The sequence below is a fragment of the Streptomyces sp. CB02980 genome, from assembly GCF_014451325.2.
Taxonomy (GTDB): domain Bacteria; phylum Actinomycetota; class Actinomycetes; order Streptomycetales; family Streptomycetaceae; genus Streptomyces.
This window is the reverse complement of sequence record NZ_JACSCH020000007.1, coordinates 167,697-183,053: the sequence shown is the minus strand read 5'-3', so window position 1 is coordinate 183,053 and position 15,357 is coordinate 167,697. Positions and strand designations below refer to the sequence as shown.

At 72.2% G+C, this 15,357-nt stretch carries 19 protein-coding genes; 3 read left to right on the top strand and 16 right to left on the bottom strand.

Annotated features, from left to right (window positions below; genetic code table 11):
• The first annotated feature begins 4 nt into the window (after nucleotides 1–4).
• On the top strand, nucleotides 5–703 hold the full coding sequence (locus tag E0F75_RS17220) for an ester cyclase (RefSeq protein ID WP_187623388.1): 699 nt from the start codon (nucleotides 5–7) through the stop codon (nucleotides 701–703).
• A gap of 95 nt (nucleotides 704–798) precedes the next feature.
• Here the strand turns inward: E0F75_RS17220 and groL are convergent, their stop codons facing one another.
• From groL to E0F75_RS17200, 4 genes are all read right to left on the bottom strand, one after another.
• The gene (groL, locus tag E0F75_RS17215) at nucleotides 799–2,421 is read right to left on the bottom strand and encodes a chaperonin GroEL (RefSeq protein ID WP_187623387.1); all 1,623 of its coding nucleotides are present in this window, start codon (nucleotides 2,419–2,421) and stop codon (nucleotides 799–801) included.
• Nucleotides 2,422–2,553: 132 nt separating this feature from the next.
• Nucleotides 2,554–2,862 carry a co-chaperone GroES gene (gene groES, locus E0F75_RS17210; RefSeq protein WP_017239619.1) on the bottom strand — a complete coding sequence of 103 codons (309 nt, stop codon included), beginning with the start codon at nucleotides 2,860–2,862 and terminating at the stop codon, nucleotides 2,554–2,556.
• 212 nt (nucleotides 2,863–3,074) lie between these two features.
• Entirely contained in the window at nucleotides 3,075–3,275 is a 201-nt protein-coding gene (locus tag E0F75_RS17205) for a hypothetical protein (RefSeq protein WP_187623386.1), read from the bottom strand.
• On the bottom strand, nucleotides 3,272–4,198 hold the full coding sequence (locus E0F75_RS17200; RefSeq protein WP_187623385.1) for a polysaccharide deacetylase family protein: 927 nt from the start codon (nucleotides 4,196–4,198) through the stop codon (nucleotides 3,272–3,274). Before E0F75_RS17200 ends, E0F75_RS17205 begins: the two co-directional genes overlap by 4 nt.
• 129 nt (nucleotides 4,199–4,327) lie before the next feature.
• Here E0F75_RS17200 and E0F75_RS17195 point away from each other — a divergent pair, with 129 nt between their 5' ends.
• Nucleotides 4,328–5,518, top strand: coding sequence for a methyltransferase domain-containing protein (locus E0F75_RS17195; protein ID WP_194481055.1), 1,191 nt, complete (start codon nucleotides 4,328–4,330; stop codon nucleotides 5,516–5,518).
• A 98-nt stretch (nucleotides 5,519–5,616) separates the two neighbouring features.
• On the opposite strand, the gene E0F75_RS17190 is transcribed toward E0F75_RS17195, so the two are convergent.
• From E0F75_RS17190 to tsaB, 8 genes are all read right to left on the bottom strand, one after another.
• Nucleotides 5,617–6,252 (bottom strand): hypothetical protein, encoded by a 636-nt coding sequence (locus tag E0F75_RS17190; RefSeq protein ID WP_187623383.1) that lies wholly within the window; start codon nucleotides 6,250–6,252, stop codon nucleotides 5,617–5,619.
• Between the two features lie 21 nt (nucleotides 6,253–6,273).
• Complete coding sequence (locus E0F75_RS17185; RefSeq protein WP_187623540.1) at nucleotides 6,274–7,479, bottom strand: RNA polymerase sigma factor; 1,206 nt, start codon at nucleotides 7,477–7,479, stop codon at nucleotides 6,274–6,276.
• 82 nt (nucleotides 7,480–7,561) lie between these two features.
• Nucleotides 7,562–7,927: a YciI family protein gene (locus E0F75_RS17180; RefSeq protein WP_187623382.1), complete on the bottom strand. Its 366-nt coding sequence runs from the start codon at nucleotides 7,925–7,927 to the stop codon at nucleotides 7,562–7,564.
• Nucleotides 7,928–8,042: 115 nt separating this feature from the next.
• A complete protein-coding gene (locus E0F75_RS17175; protein WP_187623381.1) occupies nucleotides 8,043–8,891 on the bottom strand; it encodes a polysaccharide deacetylase family protein in 849 nt (282 codons plus the stop codon).
• A gap of 65 nt (nucleotides 8,892–8,956) precedes the next feature.
• Nucleotides 8,957–9,211, bottom strand: a complete 255-nt coding sequence (locus tag E0F75_RS17170) for a hypothetical protein (protein WP_187623380.1) — start codon at nucleotides 9,209–9,211, stop codon at nucleotides 8,957–8,959.
• Nucleotides 9,208–10,323 carry a tRNA (adenosine(37)-N6)-threonylcarbamoyltransferase complex transferase subunit TsaD gene (gene tsaD / locus E0F75_RS17165; RefSeq protein ID WP_030318603.1) on the bottom strand — a complete coding sequence of 372 codons (1,116 nt, stop codon included), beginning with the start codon at nucleotides 10,321–10,323 and terminating at the stop codon, nucleotides 9,208–9,210. Before tsaD ends, E0F75_RS17170 begins: the two co-directional genes overlap by 4 nt.
• A complete protein-coding gene (gene rimI, locus E0F75_RS17160) occupies nucleotides 10,313–10,783 on the bottom strand; it encodes a ribosomal protein S18-alanine N-acetyltransferase (protein ID WP_187623539.1) in 471 nt (156 codons plus the stop codon). The genes tsaD and rimI overlap by 11 nt, the downstream gene beginning before the upstream one ends.
• Before the next feature lie 23 nt (nucleotides 10,784–10,806).
• Nucleotides 10,807–11,463: a tRNA (adenosine(37)-N6)-threonylcarbamoyltransferase complex dimerization subunit type 1 TsaB gene (gene tsaB / locus E0F75_RS17155; RefSeq protein ID WP_187623379.1), complete on the bottom strand. Its 657-nt coding sequence runs from the start codon at nucleotides 11,461–11,463 to the stop codon at nucleotides 10,807–10,809.
• 120 nt (nucleotides 11,464–11,583) lie between these two features.
• Here tsaB and E0F75_RS17150 point away from each other — a divergent pair, with 120 nt between their 5' ends.
• On the top strand, nucleotides 11,584–12,126 hold the full coding sequence (locus E0F75_RS17150) for a hypothetical protein (protein ID WP_187623538.1): 543 nt from the start codon (nucleotides 11,584–11,586) through the stop codon (nucleotides 12,124–12,126).
• Nucleotides 12,127–12,154: 28 nt separating this feature from the next.
• Here E0F75_RS17150 and E0F75_RS17145 read toward each other — a convergent pair whose 3' ends face one another.
• The 4 genes from E0F75_RS17145 to alr form a co-directional block, all read right to left on the bottom strand.
• Nucleotides 12,155–12,346, bottom strand: coding sequence for a hypothetical protein (locus tag E0F75_RS17145; RefSeq protein WP_187623378.1), 192 nt, complete (start codon nucleotides 12,344–12,346; stop codon nucleotides 12,155–12,157).
• A gap of 134 nt (nucleotides 12,347–12,480) precedes the next feature.
• Nucleotides 12,481–12,981, bottom strand: coding sequence for a tRNA (adenosine(37)-N6)-threonylcarbamoyltransferase complex ATPase subunit type 1 TsaE (gene tsaE / locus E0F75_RS17140; RefSeq protein ID WP_187623377.1), 501 nt, complete (start codon nucleotides 12,979–12,981; stop codon nucleotides 12,481–12,483).
• Nucleotides 12,982–12,991: 10 nt separating this feature from the next.
• Nucleotides 12,992–14,182 carry an alpha/beta fold hydrolase gene (locus tag E0F75_RS17135; protein WP_187623376.1) on the bottom strand — a complete coding sequence of 397 codons (1,191 nt, stop codon included), beginning with the start codon at nucleotides 14,180–14,182 and terminating at the stop codon, nucleotides 12,992–12,994.
• 10 nt (nucleotides 14,183–14,192) lie between these two features.
• Nucleotides 14,193–15,341, bottom strand: a complete 1,149-nt coding sequence (gene alr / locus E0F75_RS17130) for an alanine racemase (RefSeq protein WP_187623375.1) — start codon at nucleotides 15,339–15,341, stop codon at nucleotides 14,193–14,195.
• Nucleotides 15,342–15,357 lie beyond the last annotated feature (16 nt).

Below are 15,357 nucleotides of genomic sequence, written 5' to 3'. Positions count from 1 at the left end.
CGTCATGACGTTCACGCAGATCATCGACTTCAAGACCAGCCGGATCGACGACATGAGCCGGCTCATGGACCGGTGGATCGAGCAGACCAAGGGCAAGCGGACCGCCACACACAGCATTCTCGGCAGGGACCGGGCGGATTCCTCGCATCTCGTGGAGATCGTGGAGTTCCCGTCCTACGACGTGGCCATGCGGAACTCGCAGCTTCCCGAGACCGACCGGATCTTCCGGGAGATGGTCGCGCTCTGTGACGAGATGCCGACGTTCACGGACCTGGACGTGGTCCGGGACGAGGCGATGTACAAGAACAACGCCCGGCGCTTCCTGGAGATGATCGCGACCGAGCCGGAGCTCGCGCTGCTCGACGAGCTGCTCGCCGAGGGGTGCCACTTCCGCAATCCGGCCAACGCCCAGGACACCATCGGCATGGACGCGTTCCGGCGCGAGGTGGAGATGTGGCGCGGCGGCTTCGACTTCGCCTTCACCGTCGACGACCAGATCGCCGAGGGCGACCGGGTCTGCACCCGGTGGACCTGGAAGGCGACCCACAACGGCGACTTCATGGGGCTCCAGCCCACCGGTATCGACGTGACCATGACCGGAGTGATCATCCACCGCTTCCGGGACGACGGGAAGATCGTCGAGGGGTGGTGGCAGTACGACATGCTCGGGCTGATGGGGCAGCTCGGCGCCGTCGAGGCTTAGCGCGGAGGAACGCCGAGGGGCGGCGGGGAGGAACGCCGAGGCCCGGTGCCCCCGCGACGGGGGCACCGGGCCTCAGTGATCAGTTACGGCACGCGTCAGTGCGAGTGGCCGTGACCGTGGCCGTGGTCCGCCGGCTCCTCTTCCTTCTTCTCCACCACGAGGGTCTCGGTGGTGAGGAGGAGGGAGGCGATCGAGGCGGCGTTCTCCAGTGCGGAGCGCGTCACCTTCACCGGGTCGATGACGCCGGCCTTGACCAGGTCGCCGTACTCGCCGGTCGCGGCGTTGAAGCCCTGGCCCTTGTCGAGCTCCGCCACCTTCGAGGTGATGACGTAGCCCTCGAGGCCGGCGTTCTCGGCGATCCAGCGCAGCGGCTCGACGGCGGCGCGGCGGACGACCGCGACACCCGTGGCCTCGTCGCCGGTCTTGCCGAGGTTGTCCTCGAGGATCTTGACCGCGTGGACGAGCGCGGAGCCACCGCCGGAGACGATGCCCTCCTCGACCGCGGCGCGGGTCGCCGAGATGGCGTCCTCGAGGCGGTGCTTCTTCTCCTTCAGCTCCACCTCGGTGGCGGCGCCGACCTTGATCACGCACACGCCGCCGGCCAGCTTCGCGAGGCGCTCCTGGAGCTTCTCGCGGTCCCAGTCGGAGTCCGTGGACTCGATCTCGGCCTTGATCTGGTTGACGCGGCCGTGCACCTCGGACGAGTCGCCGCCACCGTCGACGATCGTGGTGTCGTCCTTGGTGATGGTGACGCGGCGGGCGGTGCCGAGCACGTCCAGGCCGGCCTGGTCGAGCTTGAGGCCGACCTCCTCGGCGATGACGGTCGCACCGGTGAGGGTGGCGATGTCGCCGAGCATGGCCTTGCGGCGGTCACCGAAGCCGGGAGCCTTGACGGCCACGGCGTTGAAGGTGCCACGGATCTTGTTCACGACCAGGGTCGACAGGGCCTCGCCCTCGACGTCCTCGGCGATGATCAGGAGCGGCTTGCCGGCGCCGGCCTGGATGACCTTCTCCAGGATGGGCAGCAGGTCCTGGATCGAGGAGATCTTGCCCTGGTTGATCAGGATGTACGGGTCGTCGAGGACGGCCTCCATACGCTCCTGGTCGGTCACCATGTACGGGGACAGGTAGCCCTTGTCGAAGGCCATGCCCTCGGTGAAGTCGAGCTCCAGGCCGAAGGTGTTGGACTCCTCGACGGTGATGACACCGTCCTTGCCGACCTTGTCCATCGCCTCGGCGATGAGCTCGCCGACCTGCTGGTCCTGCGCGGAGAGCGCGGCGACGGCGGCGATGTCGGACTTGTCCTCGATCGGGCGCGCGGTGGCGAGCAGCTCGTCGGAGACGGCCTTGACGGCGGCGTCGATGCCCTTCTTCAGGGCGGCCGGGGAGGCACCCGCGGCGACGTTGCGCAGACCCTCGCGGACCAGGGCCTGGGCGAGCACGGTGGCGGTGGTGGTGCCGTCACCCGCGATGTCGTTGGTCTTGGTCGCCACCTCCTTCACCAGCTGGGCGCCGAGGTTCTCGTACGGGTCCTCGAGCTCGACCTCGCGGGCGATCGTGACACCGTCGTTGGTGATGGTGGGGGCGCCGAACTTCTTGTCGATGACGACGTTGCGGCCCTTGGGGCCGATCGTCACCTTCACCGTGTCGGCAAGCTTGTTGACGCCGCGCTCAAGGGCGCGACGGGCGTCCTCGTCGAACTTCAGGATCTTCGCCATGGGAGCGGTTCAGCCCTCTCGGAATCGGGGTGGAACGAACCGCGCCCCGGGGCGCCTGGAAGGGGCCTCGGGGCGCAGCTCTGAGCATCTGCTGGGTGCTCGGTACTTCAGGTACTTCGGTACGTCGGTGAATTACTTCTCGACGATCGCGAGCACGTCGCGAGCCGAGAGGACGAGGTACTCCTCGCCGTTGTACTTCACCTCGGTGCCGCCGTACTTGCTGTACAGCACGATGTCGCCGGTCTTGACGTCGAGCGGCAGACGCTCGCCGTTCTCGAAGCGACCCGGGCCCACGGCCAGGACGACGCCCTCCTGGGGCTTCTCCTTGGCGGTGTCCGGGATGACCAGGCCAGAGGCGGTGGTCTGCTCGGCGTCGAGCGGCTGGACCACAATGCGGTCCTCGAGCGGCTTGATGGCAACCTTGGAGCTGGTGGTCGTCACGATCCGACCTCCCCCTTCGGAGATCTCGGGGTTAACTGTCTGAGGTGGCGACCAGGTGGATCCGTCGTCGCGGGTGCCGGACCTGCCCGTCGCTCTGTTGGCACTCTCCAGTGGTGAGTGCCAGAGCCGAGACTATGACCGCGATTAGCACTCGGTCAAGCGGAGTGCCAATTCCTCACCCGTGGCGGTTCCGCCGCGGCGGCGCGGGGGCCTCATCGACCGCGGACGCCCGGCGCCGGCAACAGCTCCGTCGAGGCACGGTCGGCCGGCGCCGCCGGCTTCGCGTCGCGGGGGCCGACGCGTTCGGCCGCCTTCCGGCCGAGCCGCTCGATCGAGTCCACGGTCGAGGCGCAGCCGGTCAGCCCCAGCACGAGGACGGCGGCCAGGAGGGGCAGCGCCCGCCGTCCGCTCACACGTAGTCCTCGAGCTTCGCGACCGCGTACCCCTTGGCCGTGATCACGTTCATCACCCGGCGGACCATGTCGGCCATGCTGCCCTTCCAGTCCCCCTTGCCCCGGAAGTGGGTGAGGACGATGTCGCCCGGGTGCAGGTCCCGGTCCCACTCGCGCCACTCCATGTGGTCGGGGAAGGCCTCCGCCGCCCACAGCGGGACGGCCTTGACGCCGCAGGTCTTGGCGGCGCGCAGGGTGTCCTCGTTGTAGTTGCCGTACGGCGGACGGAACAGCGGGGGCCGCTTGCCGAATCGTTTCTCGATGACGTCCTGCATGCCGCAGATCTCGCGCTTCTGCTGCTTGTACGAGAGTCCGGGCAGGTAGCGGTGGTTGAGGGTGTGGTTGTGCAGGGACACCCCCACCTCCTGCGACTTCTGCATCCGGGCGAAGTAGCCGTAGTCGTCCTTGACGACGTAGTCGCTGAGGAAGGCGCTGTAGGGGATCTTCAGCTCCCTCATCATCCGCAGCAGTTCGGGGTCCTTCTCCGAGCCGTCGTCGATCGTCAGGAAGACGATCTTCTGCTTGGTCGGGACGGTGGTGAAGACGGGCGGCAGGTCTTCGCCGTCGGTCTCGAAGCCCTTGCGGGTGGTGATCTTCGGCTTGACGGCGGGCGGGGCCGGGGCTTCGAGCGGCGGCTTGGCGAGGCCCCACTTCTTGGCGGCGAGCACGCGGGCGGCGCGCTGCTTGTGGACCCTCTCGACGTACGCGTTGAGCGCCCCGGCCGCGCCCTGCTCCTGGGCCCGCGCCTGCTGCCCGGCGGCGGGGGCGGGCGCGCCGCGGTCCGGCTGGGCGCTTTCGGAGCAGCCGGTGGCGGCGGAGGCGAGGGCGGCGACGACGAGCACCGCCCCGAGCGCCCGGGAGGAACCGTGCACACCTTTTGCCATCATCTATTCCTTTTGTCGTACGAGTCGTATGGCGCCGCATCCTGTCAGCGCGGAAGCCCCTTCCGGGGTACGACACCGCCGTACGTGCCCTCGGTCCCCCGGCCGGCCCACAGCATCACAGGGCCCACAATGGGACGGGTGACCGACCTCGCCTCCTTCGCCCCGCTGCTCGCCCCCGAGGGGCAGACGCTCCTCACGGCCCTCCGCGACTACGACCCCGCCCAGGAGCTGGCGGTCGCCTCCCGGCTGCGCCGCGACCACCCCGCCGAGCTGGTCACGGCGGCCATCGGGCAGGCTCGGCTGCGGCAGCGGGCGGTGGCGAAGTTCGGCGCGGAGGACGCGTACCGGATGTACTTCACGCCGAACGGCGTCGAGCAGTCGACGCGCGCCTCGGTCGGCACCTACCGGGCCGGCCGGATGAAGGCGCTCGGGGTCCGGAGCGTCGCGGACCTCTGCTCCGGGATCGGCGGCGACGCGATCGCGCTCGCCCGCGCCGGGATCTCGGTCCTCGCCGTGGACCGCGACCCGCTGACGGCCGAGGTCGCCCGCGCCAACGCCGAGGCGCTCGGCCTCACGGAGCTCATCGAGGTGCGGTGCGCGGACGTCACCGAGATCGACACCGCTCCGTACGACGCGGTCTTCGTCGACCCGGCGCGGCGCGGCGGCCGGGGCAGGATCTTCGACCCCGAGGCGTACTCCCCGCCGCTCTCCTGGGCGGTCGAGGCGGCCCGCAAGGCCCCGCACGCGGCGCTCAAGGTGGCCCCGGGCATCCCGCACGAGGCGGTCCCGACGGAGGCCGAGGCCGAGTGGATCTCGGACGGCGGGGACGTCAAGGAGGCCGTCCTCTGGTTCGGCACGGAACCGGGCGCCCGCCGTGCCACCCTGCTCCCCTCCGGCGCCGGCCTCGTCGGCCGCGGCCTCCCCGACCCGGCGGTCCGCCCGGTCGGCCGCTACCTCTACGAGCCGGACGGCGCGGTCATCCGCGCGCACCTCGTCGCCGAGGTGGCGGAGGAGCTGGCCGGTGGCCTGATCGACGAGACGATCGCGTACATCACGGCGGACGGGCTGGTCCCGACGCCGTACGCCGCCGCGTACGAGATCACCGACGAACTCCCCTTCAACCTCAAGAAGTTGAAGGCCCTGCTGAGGGAGCGCGAGGTCGGCACCCTGACGGTGAAGAAGCGCGGCTCGGCGGTCGAACCCGAGGAGATCCGCCGCAAGGTGAAGCCGAAGGGCCCGAACGCGGCGACGGTCCTGCTCACCCGGGTCGCGGGAGCCCCGACGATGCTGATCGGCCGCCCGGCGGGCGGCGGGCGCTGACCCCACCGCTCACCCCCGCCCGGGACGAGGCCGGCAGGCCGCCCGCGGCCCCGCTCAGGACGCGCCGCGCGGCGGCCGGGGCGTCCGGGACGACCTGCTCAGGAAGCGGCTGACGGCCCGCGGCCCGTCAGCCGCACCGCGAAGCGGTAGTGCCCTATGGCCTTCACCAGACCCGTCAGGCCGGTGACCCAGAGGATCAGGGCGACGCCCATGCCGTAGGCGACCAGGCCGTAGCCGTCGTTGCGGCTGACGCCCGCCGGGACCGCGAAGCCCATCCAGAGGCCGAAGCCGCTCATCGCGAAGGACAGCAGCAGCCAGCAGGCGCTCAGGACGGGGGCGCGCAGCCGGGCGTCCGTCGGGCCGTGCCGGTCCAGCTCCGCCCACTGCACGAGACGCTCGCGGACCGTCCGGTCGAGCCGCAGGCTGCGGATCGTCAGCCACACGACCGGGACGAGGACCCCGATGCCGAGGACCGCCGTGACGAGCCCGGTCATCAGCATCAGCAGGTCGGGGACGGGCTGTCCCATCGAGGTGAGCAGGACGCCGACCAGCCCCCAGCCCAGCTGGAGCAGGAAGAACCAGAGCAGGAACATCGCGAGCCGCGCGCCCCCGAGCAGCCGCCTGCCGAGCTCGTCCAGGGCCCGCGCCCGGTCGGCGAGCCGCGCGTCCCGGTCGGGCCAGCTCCGGATCTCGGCGGGCGGGGGCGGCGGGGGCAACGGGTTACGCGGGGACATGCCAAGCACCCTAAGGGCGCGTCACGTCACGTCCAACTCCCGCGCCTTCCCCCGCAGCAGCGCCCGTTCGCTCTCGTTGCGGGTGAGGTCCGCCGCCCGCTCGAACTCCGCCCGCGCCTCCTCCGCCCGTCCGAGGCGGGCCAGCAGGTCGCCGCGGACGCTCGGCAGCAAGTGGTAGCGGGCCAGGTCCGGTTCGGCGGCGAGGGCGTCGACGATCGGCAGGGCCGCCGCGGGGCCCTCGGCCATCGACACGGCGACCGCGCGGTTCAGCTCGACGACCGGCGAGGGGGCCAGGGCGCCCAGCTTCCCGTACAGCGCGGCGATCGTCGCCCAGTCCGTCTCCTCGTACGAGGCGGCCCGCGCGTGGAGGGCGGCGATCGCGGCCTGGAGGGCGTACGGCCCGTACGAGCGCCCGTCCCCGGCGCGTTCGAGCGCGGCGTATCCGCGCCGGATGAGGAGCCGGTTCCAGCGCCGCCGGTCCTGCGCGGCGAGCAGCACCGGCCGCCCGTCGGGCCCGGTCCTGGCCGCCGTCCGGGAGGCCTGGAGCTCCAACAGGGCGACGAGCCCCTGCGCTTCGCCCTCCTGCGGGACGAGCGCGGCGAGGACGCGGGCGAGCCGCAGCGCGTCCTCGCAGAGGCCCGGCCGCAGCAGGTCGTCGCCGGCGGTCGCCGCGTACCCCTCGTTGAAGATCAGGTAGACGACCTCCAGGACGGAGCCGAGCCGGGCCGCCCGGTCCTCTCCGTACGGCACCTCGAACTCCACGCCCGCCTTCGCGAGCGCCCGCTTGGCGCGGGTGATCCGGGCCGCGACGGTCGCCTCCGGCACGAGGAAGGCGCGGGCGATCTCGTCCGTCCGGAGCCCGCCGACGAGCCGCAGGGTGAGGGCGGCGCGGGCCTCCGCGGAGAGCACCGGGTGGCAGGCGGTGAAGATCAGCCGCAGCACGTCGTCGTCGATGTCCCCGGGGCCCGAGGGCTCGGGATCGTACGACTCCTCCGTGAGCGTGCGGCCGACCTCCGCGAGCTTCCGCGCGTACGTCTCGCGTCGCCGCACCAGGTCGACGGCCCGGTGCTTGGCGGCGGCCGTCAGCCAGGCTCCCGGCCGCTCCGGGACGCCTGTCCGCGGCCACTGCTCGAGCGCGGCGACGAGCGCGTCCTGGGCGATCTCCTCGGCGATGCCGACGTCGCGGACGATCCGCGCCACCGTGGCGATGATCCGCGCCGACTCCATCCGGAAGACCGTCTCCAGCGTCTCCTCGACCGTCTGTGCCGTCACGTCTCACATGACAGCACAGGTACGGCTCCGGAAGCGGTCAGCCCTCCGGCATCTCCTCGACCTCGCGGACCTCGAGCCCGACCTTCCACTGCGGCGGGTGCACGGCGAGGAACCGCTTCCCCCACTCGACGGCCTCGGCCATGTCCTTGCACTGGAGCATCGCGTAGCCGCCGACGACCTCCTTGGTCTCGGTGAACGGTCCGTCGGTGAACGACAGCTTCCCGTCCGACCAGGTGATCCGGGTGGACTCGGAGGTCGGCCTGAGCCCGGCGGTGTCCACCATGGCCCCGGCCTTGGTGATCTCCTCGAACAGCGCGCCCATCCGCTCCTCGAAGCCGGGGTCGGCGCTCTCCATGTCGATGGTGTTCTCCTCGATGCGAACGAGGGACAGGAAGCGGGGCATGACGACTCCTCGATGATGCGGTGGCGGGGCCGTTCCCCGCCTTCCACACATACGTCGAACGGGAGAAGCCCGCATCGACCGACTCGCGAGAAAATCTCTTCCCGACGTGGTCGGCTCAGACGTAGTCCTCCAGGCGCGCCACCGTGAAGCCCTGCTCCTGGATGCGTCGGAGCATCGTCGCCGTCATCTCGGTCATCGTCCGGCCCTTGAGCTCGGACGGGCCGCGGAAGTGGGCCAGGATGATGTCGCCGGGGTGCAGCTTCTTGTCGGCGCGCTGGTACTGCATGTTCTTGATCTGCATGGACTCGCGCCACAGCACGATCGCGTCGACGCCGCACGTGCCCGCCGCCGCGCGCGTCGCCTCGTTCCAGTTGCCGTAGGGCGGGCGGAAGAGGCGCGGGGTCGTGCCGTACCGCTTCGCGAGCTTCGTCTGCTGGCCGCATATCTCCCGGCGCTGGGCGTCCTGGGAGAGGGTGTGCAGGTCGGGGTGGGTGAGGGTGTGGTTGGCGAGCCCGTGGCCCTGGGCGACGAGCGGGGTGAAGTACCCGTAGTCGGCGCGGACGACCGAGTCCGTGAGGAACATCGTGACCGGGATCCCGAGGTCCTTCATCATCCGCACGAACGCGGGGTCCTTCTCCGCGCCGTCGTCGATCGTGATGAAGACGATCTTCTCGGTGGTGGGTATGTCGCTGATGACGGGGACCGGGCCGCCCGGCTTGCGCGTCACCGGCTTGACCGCCGGTGGGGCGGGCGGGGCCGGGAAGGGCTTGAGGCCCCAGCGGCGGTACGCGGCGGCGGCCGCGACCCCGGGCGCCTCGGGCGCCCTGTGCCCGGCGGACGGGTCGGCCGCGGGTGCGTTCGTCTTCGCCGGGGCGGCGGCGGGACCGGGCTGCTCCGCCCCGCAGCCGGTCACCAGGAGAGCGGCGGCGGTCAGCGCCGCCCACAGCGCGATCGTCTTCTTCACGCGCTGTGGGATGCCGGATTCGATCGAAAGGTTGCTCTACTTTCGATCGCGTGTCGCCTCTTCGGCTATTCGACCGCTTCGAAGCGCCAGCGGTGGACCGGACGGGCGATCAGTTCCGCGTCCGGCTCCGGCAGCTCGGGCAGCTCGGCGTCGAAGGTCTCCGCCTCCCACCAGGTGAGGACGAGGACCCGGTCCTGCGGGGCCCGGAAGACCTCCCGGCGGACCGGCTCCCGGGCGAGGACCCGCGCCCGGGCCCATTCCAGGAGCTCGGCGCCCCGGCCCTGCGCGGCCCGCGCCTCCCACATGAGGGTGAGCCTCATGAGTACAGGTTCTCCTTGCTGACCTCGTGCACATGATCGTGGTCGTGGGAGTGGCCGTGCGCGTGCGCGCCCGGCACGTGCGGGTCCGTCACCGGCAGCGACGAGTCCGCCGACAGCTCCAGGTCGGAGGCGGGCCGGTTGCGTGCCACCATCTCGGAGCCGAGGGCCGCGACCATCGCACCGTTGTCGGTGCACAGTCCGGGCCGGGGCACCCGCAGCCGGATCCCGGCCCGCTCGCAGCGCTCCTGGGCGAGGGCCCGGAGCCGCGAGTTGGCGGCGACGCCACCGCCGATCATCAGGTGGTCGACGCCCTCGTCCTTGCAGGCCCGGACCGCCTTGCGGGTGAGGACGTCCACGACCGCCTCCTGGAAGGACGCGGCGACGTCCCGGACCGGCACGTCCTCGCCGGCCGCCCTCTTGGCCTCGATCCAGCGGGCCACGGCGGTCTTGAGGCCGGAGAAGGAGAAGTCGTACGCGGGGTCGCGGGAGCCGCTCAGACCGCGCGGGAACGCGATGGCGGCCGGGTCGCCCTCCTTGGCGAGCCGGTCGATGACCGGTCCGCCGGGGAAGCCGAGGTCGAGGACCCGGGCGATCTTGTCGAAGGCCTCGCCCGCCGCGTCGTCGATGGTGGCGCCCATCGGCCGCACGTCGGAGGTGATGTCGGAGGAGAGCAGCAGCGAGGAGTGGCCGCCGGAGACGAGCAGCGCCATCGTCGGCTCGGGCAGTTTGCCGTGCTCCAGCTGGTCGACGCAGATGTGCGAGGCGAGGTGGTTGACGCCGTAGAGCGGCTTGCCGAGGGCGTACGCGTAGGCCTTGGCCGCCGAGACGCCGACGAGCAGCGCGCCCGCGAGGCCGGGGCCGGCCGTGACGGCGATGCCGTCGAGGTCCTTCGCTGAGATCCCGGCCGTCTTGAGGGCGCGCTCGATCGTCGGGACCATCGCCTCCAGGTGGGCGCGGGAGGCGATCTCGGGCACGACGCCGCCGAAGCGGGCGTGGGTGTCGACGCTGGACGCGACGGCGTCCGCGAGGAGCGTGGTCCCGTGGACGATGCCGACGCCGGTCTCGTCGCAGGAGGTCTCGATGCCGAGTACGAGCGGTTCGTCAGCAGCCATCAGAATCAGTCTCAGTTCCTTGAACGGTCAGTCGCATCACGAGCGCGTCCACGTTTCCGGGCTGGTAGTAGCCGCGCCGGAAACCGATGGGCTCGAAGCCGAAGCGCTCGTAGAGCTTCTGGGCCCGGGTGTTGTCCACGCGCACTTCGAGGAGCACCTCTTCGCACTCGAAGGCGGTGGCGTGGTGGAGCAGGTCGGTGAGGAGCCGGGCGCCGAGCCCCGTACCCCACTGGTCGCGGGCGGCGGCGATCGTCTGCACGTCGCCGAGTCCGCCGGCCGCGGCGAGGCCGGCGTACCCGACGAGCCTGCCCTCGGCGGTCTCCGCCACGACGTAGCGGCGGGTGGCCCGCGGCCCGCGCGCGTGCGCGAGCTCCGACCAGAACATCCCCGCCGACCAGGCGTCCTCGGGGAACAGCTCGTCCTCGAGGGCCAGCACCGGTGCGATGTCCCACCAGCGCATCTCGCGCAGTTCCACGGCGCCGGTCACTTGGGGGTGACCACCTTGTAGTTCTTCGGCACCTGCGCGTCGGGCCGGCGCAGATACATCGGCAGCGGGTCGAGGAAGCCGCCCTCGCCGGCCGCGAGCCGCTCCGCCGCGAGCGCCGCGAGCGCGGCCGCCGACTGGTGCTCGGGGTCACGGGCGTCGGGGAAGGCCTCGGGGTAGAGGCGGGAGCCCGCGCCGACGACGGGGAGTCCTGCGAGCCGCTCGGCGATCTCGGCGGGCCGGTCGACGGCCGCGTCGGTCACCCGCGTACGGGAGTCCTCGTACCGCGCCCAGTAGACCTCCTTGCGGCGCGCGTCCGTGGCGACGGCGAACGGCTCGTCGATCCCGGAGGCGTACGCGAGGCCGTCGAGGGTGCACAGGCCGTGCACCGGCACACCGAGCGCGGAGGAGAAGGCCGCGGCCGTGACGAGACCGACCCGGAGGCCGGTGTACGGACCGGGGCCGACGCCGACGACGATCCCGGTGACCGCGTCGAGCTTCAGCCCGGCCTCCTTGAGGACCCGGTCGACGGCGGGCAGCAGCAGCTCCCCGTGACGGCGGGCGTCGACCTGACTCGACGAGGCGACGACGGCCTCGCCGTCGTGGAGGGCGACGGTGACGGCGGGGGTGGCGGTATCCATGGCGAGCAACAGCACGCGAACAGCCTACGGCTCCCGGGCACGGTGCCCCGCCCCTCGCTCCCCCGGCTGCTACCGTCACCCTTCGATACGTTCGTACGAGAGGTGGGCACGGTGGCACGGAGCAGCTCGGGATTCGTGGCCGGGCTCACGGCGGCTGCCGTCGCCGCGGTCTGCTTCCTGGCGTACCAGGCCTCGGCGAACGCTCCCGCCGATCTCGCGGTCAAGCCCCGGACCCCCGGCACCTCCGTCCCGTCGATCTCGCCGAGCGGCGGGCCGAAGCAGCCGGCGAAGGACCCCCTCGCCGTGCCGGCGGCCTCCGGCAGCGGCGAGCGCGTCGTGTACTCCCTCGCCGACCGCCGGGTGTGGCTGGTCGACGCGAAGAGCAAGGCGACCCGGACGTTCACGGTGATGCCGAGCACGGTGCACCCGGCGCCGGGCGCGTACAGCGTGACCTCCCGCTCGGGCTCGGTCCGCGGCTCGGACGGCGTGCAGATCGAGCACGTGGTGCGGTTCGCGACGGCCCAGGACGTGGCGATCGGCTTCAGCGCGGCGGTGGACGGCTCGACGCCGAGCCCGGACCCGACGAAGAAGACCGGCGGCATCCGCATGAAGCGGGCCGACGGGGACGCGCTGTGGACGTTCGCGGTGATCGGCGCGAAGGTCGTCGTCGTCGCATAGGGCGGGCCGCTCCGGCCCCGCCCCCGGGCTACGCCGCTCTGCCGCGCACGACCCGCACGATCCGCTCGACCTGCCCGGCCCTCGCCCCGCACTCCTCGTCCGCCCGGTCGGGGCGCCCGCCCGGCGGGGTCGACACGGCGCGGGCGGCCGCGCAGGATGTCAGCAGCTCACTCATCGAGACGTGGTCCCGGACGGGTTCCGCGCGCTTCGGCGTCGCCATGCATGCCTCCCGTAGGTTAGGTTCACCTAACCAGCTTGTGCATCCATGTCACCACGGCACGTAGGAACGACGCAACACCTTCCCGACACGTTGTCGGAAACTACGTACGACCGTGGGGCTGCCCGTACGGCCGGTCAGAGCACGCCCAGGTCCTCGTCGGCCCAGCGCGTGCCGATCCCGCGCAGCACGACCGTGCGCCGGTCGTCGTCGGTGTCGCCGGTCACCCGGTGGATCAGCAGGTGCAGCCGGTCGTCCGTCAGCTCCTCGACCTTCCCGTCACCCCATTCGACGACCACGACCGAATCGGGCAGCGAGACGTCGAGGTCCAGGTCCTCCATCTCGTCGAGACCGCCGCCGAGGCGGTACGCGTCCACGTGCACCAGCGCGGGGCCGCCGACCAGGGACGGGTGGACACGGGCGATGACGAAGGTCGGGGAGGTGACCGCGCCGCGCACGCCGAGGCCCTCGCCGAGGCCCCGCGTGAGGGTGGTCTTCCCGGCGCCGAGTTCACCGGTGAGCATGACGAGGTCGCCGGGGCGGAGGATCTTCGCGAGGCGGCGGCCGAGCTCCTGCATCTGCTGGGGGGAGTCGACGGAGAGAGTGGCGCCGGAGACGGGCGGGTGCGCTGCTTCCATACCCGCCAACTTAACCGTTGCCGGTCTCCGGCCTCACCGTGACGGTCTCCGCCGTCGTCTCCGGGACGGCTCCCACCCGGACGAGCAGGTCGGCGAGCCGGTCGGTGACCGCCTCCGGGTGCTCCAGCATCACCAGATGGCCACCGTCCGGCACGATGACGAGTTCCGCGTCCGGGAGGAGATCGGCGATGGCCTCGGTGTGGGAGCTGGGGGTGACCAGATCGTGGTCCCCGGCGAGCGCGAGCACCGGGAGGTCGCGGAGGACGGGCAGCGCGGCGGCCTTGTCGTGCTCGGCGAAGGCCGGGTAGAAGGCGGCGACGACGTCGATGGGGGTGGACTCGATCATCCGCTCGGCGAAGCGGGCGACGGCGGGGTCCACGTCCCTCGATGCGAACGAGTACTTCTTGATGAGCCCGGCGAACAGGTCCGCGGTCGCCCGCCGGCCCCGCTCGACCAGCTCGGCCTGGGAGCCGAGCGCCCGCAGCACACCGGGCAGGACCCGCCGGACGGCGTTGACGCCGGCGATCGGAAGGCCGTACGAGACCTCCCCGAGCCTCCCGGCGGACGTACCGACGAAGGCGACGCCGACGACCCGGTCGCGGACGAACTCCGGGTACCGGTCCGCGAGCGCCATGATCGTCATGCCGCCCATCGAGTGCCCGACGAGGACGAGCGGGCCCTCGGGCGCGGCGACGTCGAGGACGGCCTTGAGGTCGCGGCCCAGCTGATCGATGGTGACGGGCACGCCGTCGGCGCCGGACTGGGCGACGCCCTGACCCGAACGGCCGTGGCTGCGCTGGTCCCAGTGGACGGTACGGACGAGACCGCGCAGCGCGGCCCGCTGGAAGTGCCAGGAGTCCTGGTTGAGGCAGTAGCCGTGGCTGAAGACGACGGTCACGGGGGCGGGCTCCTTGCGCCCGAAGAGCCGCCGCCGACGGGCGGGCGGGGTGTCCGTCGCCACCTCGTCGACCTCGTAGTACAGGACGGTCGAGTCGTCGGCGAGGGCCCGGCCCGAGGTCCCGCGCAGCCCGCCGTACGGGCCGGTGGAGTCGAGGGCGAGCCGCGCCTTCTGCCGTACGGACCGGCCGACGGTGAGGCGCTCGACGGCCACCCCGGCCGCGGCTCCCGCCGCGAGGACGCCTATCGCGGCGCCGGCGAATCCGGCGCGGCGCCAGGTACCGGTGCTGCTGGACTCGCCCATGGGCCCCCCTTTATTCGCCCAGGTACACGCGCGGGACGCGCGCGCCGATCCGGGTGACGATCTCGTACGCGATGGTGTCGGCGGCCACCGCCCAGTCCTCGGCGGTCGGTTCGCCCCGGTCGCCGGGTCCGAACAGCACGGCCTCGGTGCCCGGCGCGGGGACGTCCCCGCCCAGGTCGACGACGAACTGGTCCATGGCGACGCGTCCGGCGACGGTGCGGACGGTGCCGTCGACGAGGACCGGGCCGCGGCCGGAGGCGTGCCGCGGGACGCCGTCGGCGTAGCCGAGCGGGACGAGCCCGAGGGTCGTCTCGGCGTCGGTGACGTAGTGGTGGCCGTAGCTGACGCCGTGGCCGGCCGGGACCCGCTTGACGAGGGCGACGCTCGCCTTGAGCGACATCACCGGCCGCAGCCCCAGCTCGGCGGAGGTGCCCAACTCCGGGCTCGGCGACACGCCGTACATGGCGATACCGGGACGGACCAGGTCGAAGTGGGCCTCGGGCAGGGTGAGGGTGGCCGGCGAGTTGGCGATGTGCCGGACCTCGGGCTCGACGCCGGCCTTCTCGGCGTGGTCGAGCATCGAGCGGAAGACGTCGAGCTGGACGGCGATGGAGGGGTGGTGCGGCTCGTCGGCGCAGGCGAGGTGCGACCAGAGCCCGGTGACCTTGACGAGCCCGTCGGCCTCGGCCTTCAGGGCCGCTCCGACCAGCTCGGGCCAGTCGGCGGGCTGACAGCCGTTGCGCCCGAGCCCGGTGTCGGCCTTGAGCTGTACGCGCGCGGTGCCGCCGGTCCTCCTGGCCGCCTCGACGACCTCCTCCAGGGCCCACATCCCGCTCACGGACATGTCGAGACCGGCCTCGATGCCCTGGTCCCAGGGGTCGCCGGGGGTCCAGAGCCAGCACATGACCGGCACGTCCGTGATCCCGGCGGCGCGCAGCGCGAGCGCCTCGTGCGGGGTCGCCGTGCCGAGCCAGTCCGCGCCCGCCTCCAGGGCGGCGCGGGCACAGCGCACCGCGCCGTGTCCGTACGCGTCGGCCTTGACCACGGCCATGATCCGGACGTGGGGGGCGACGCGGGCGCGCAGCGTGCGGACGTTCGCACGCAGCGCACCGAGGTCGATCTCGGCGCGGGCTCTGCGGGGCGGCGGTGTCTCAGTCATCGCGCCCAGTCTCTCA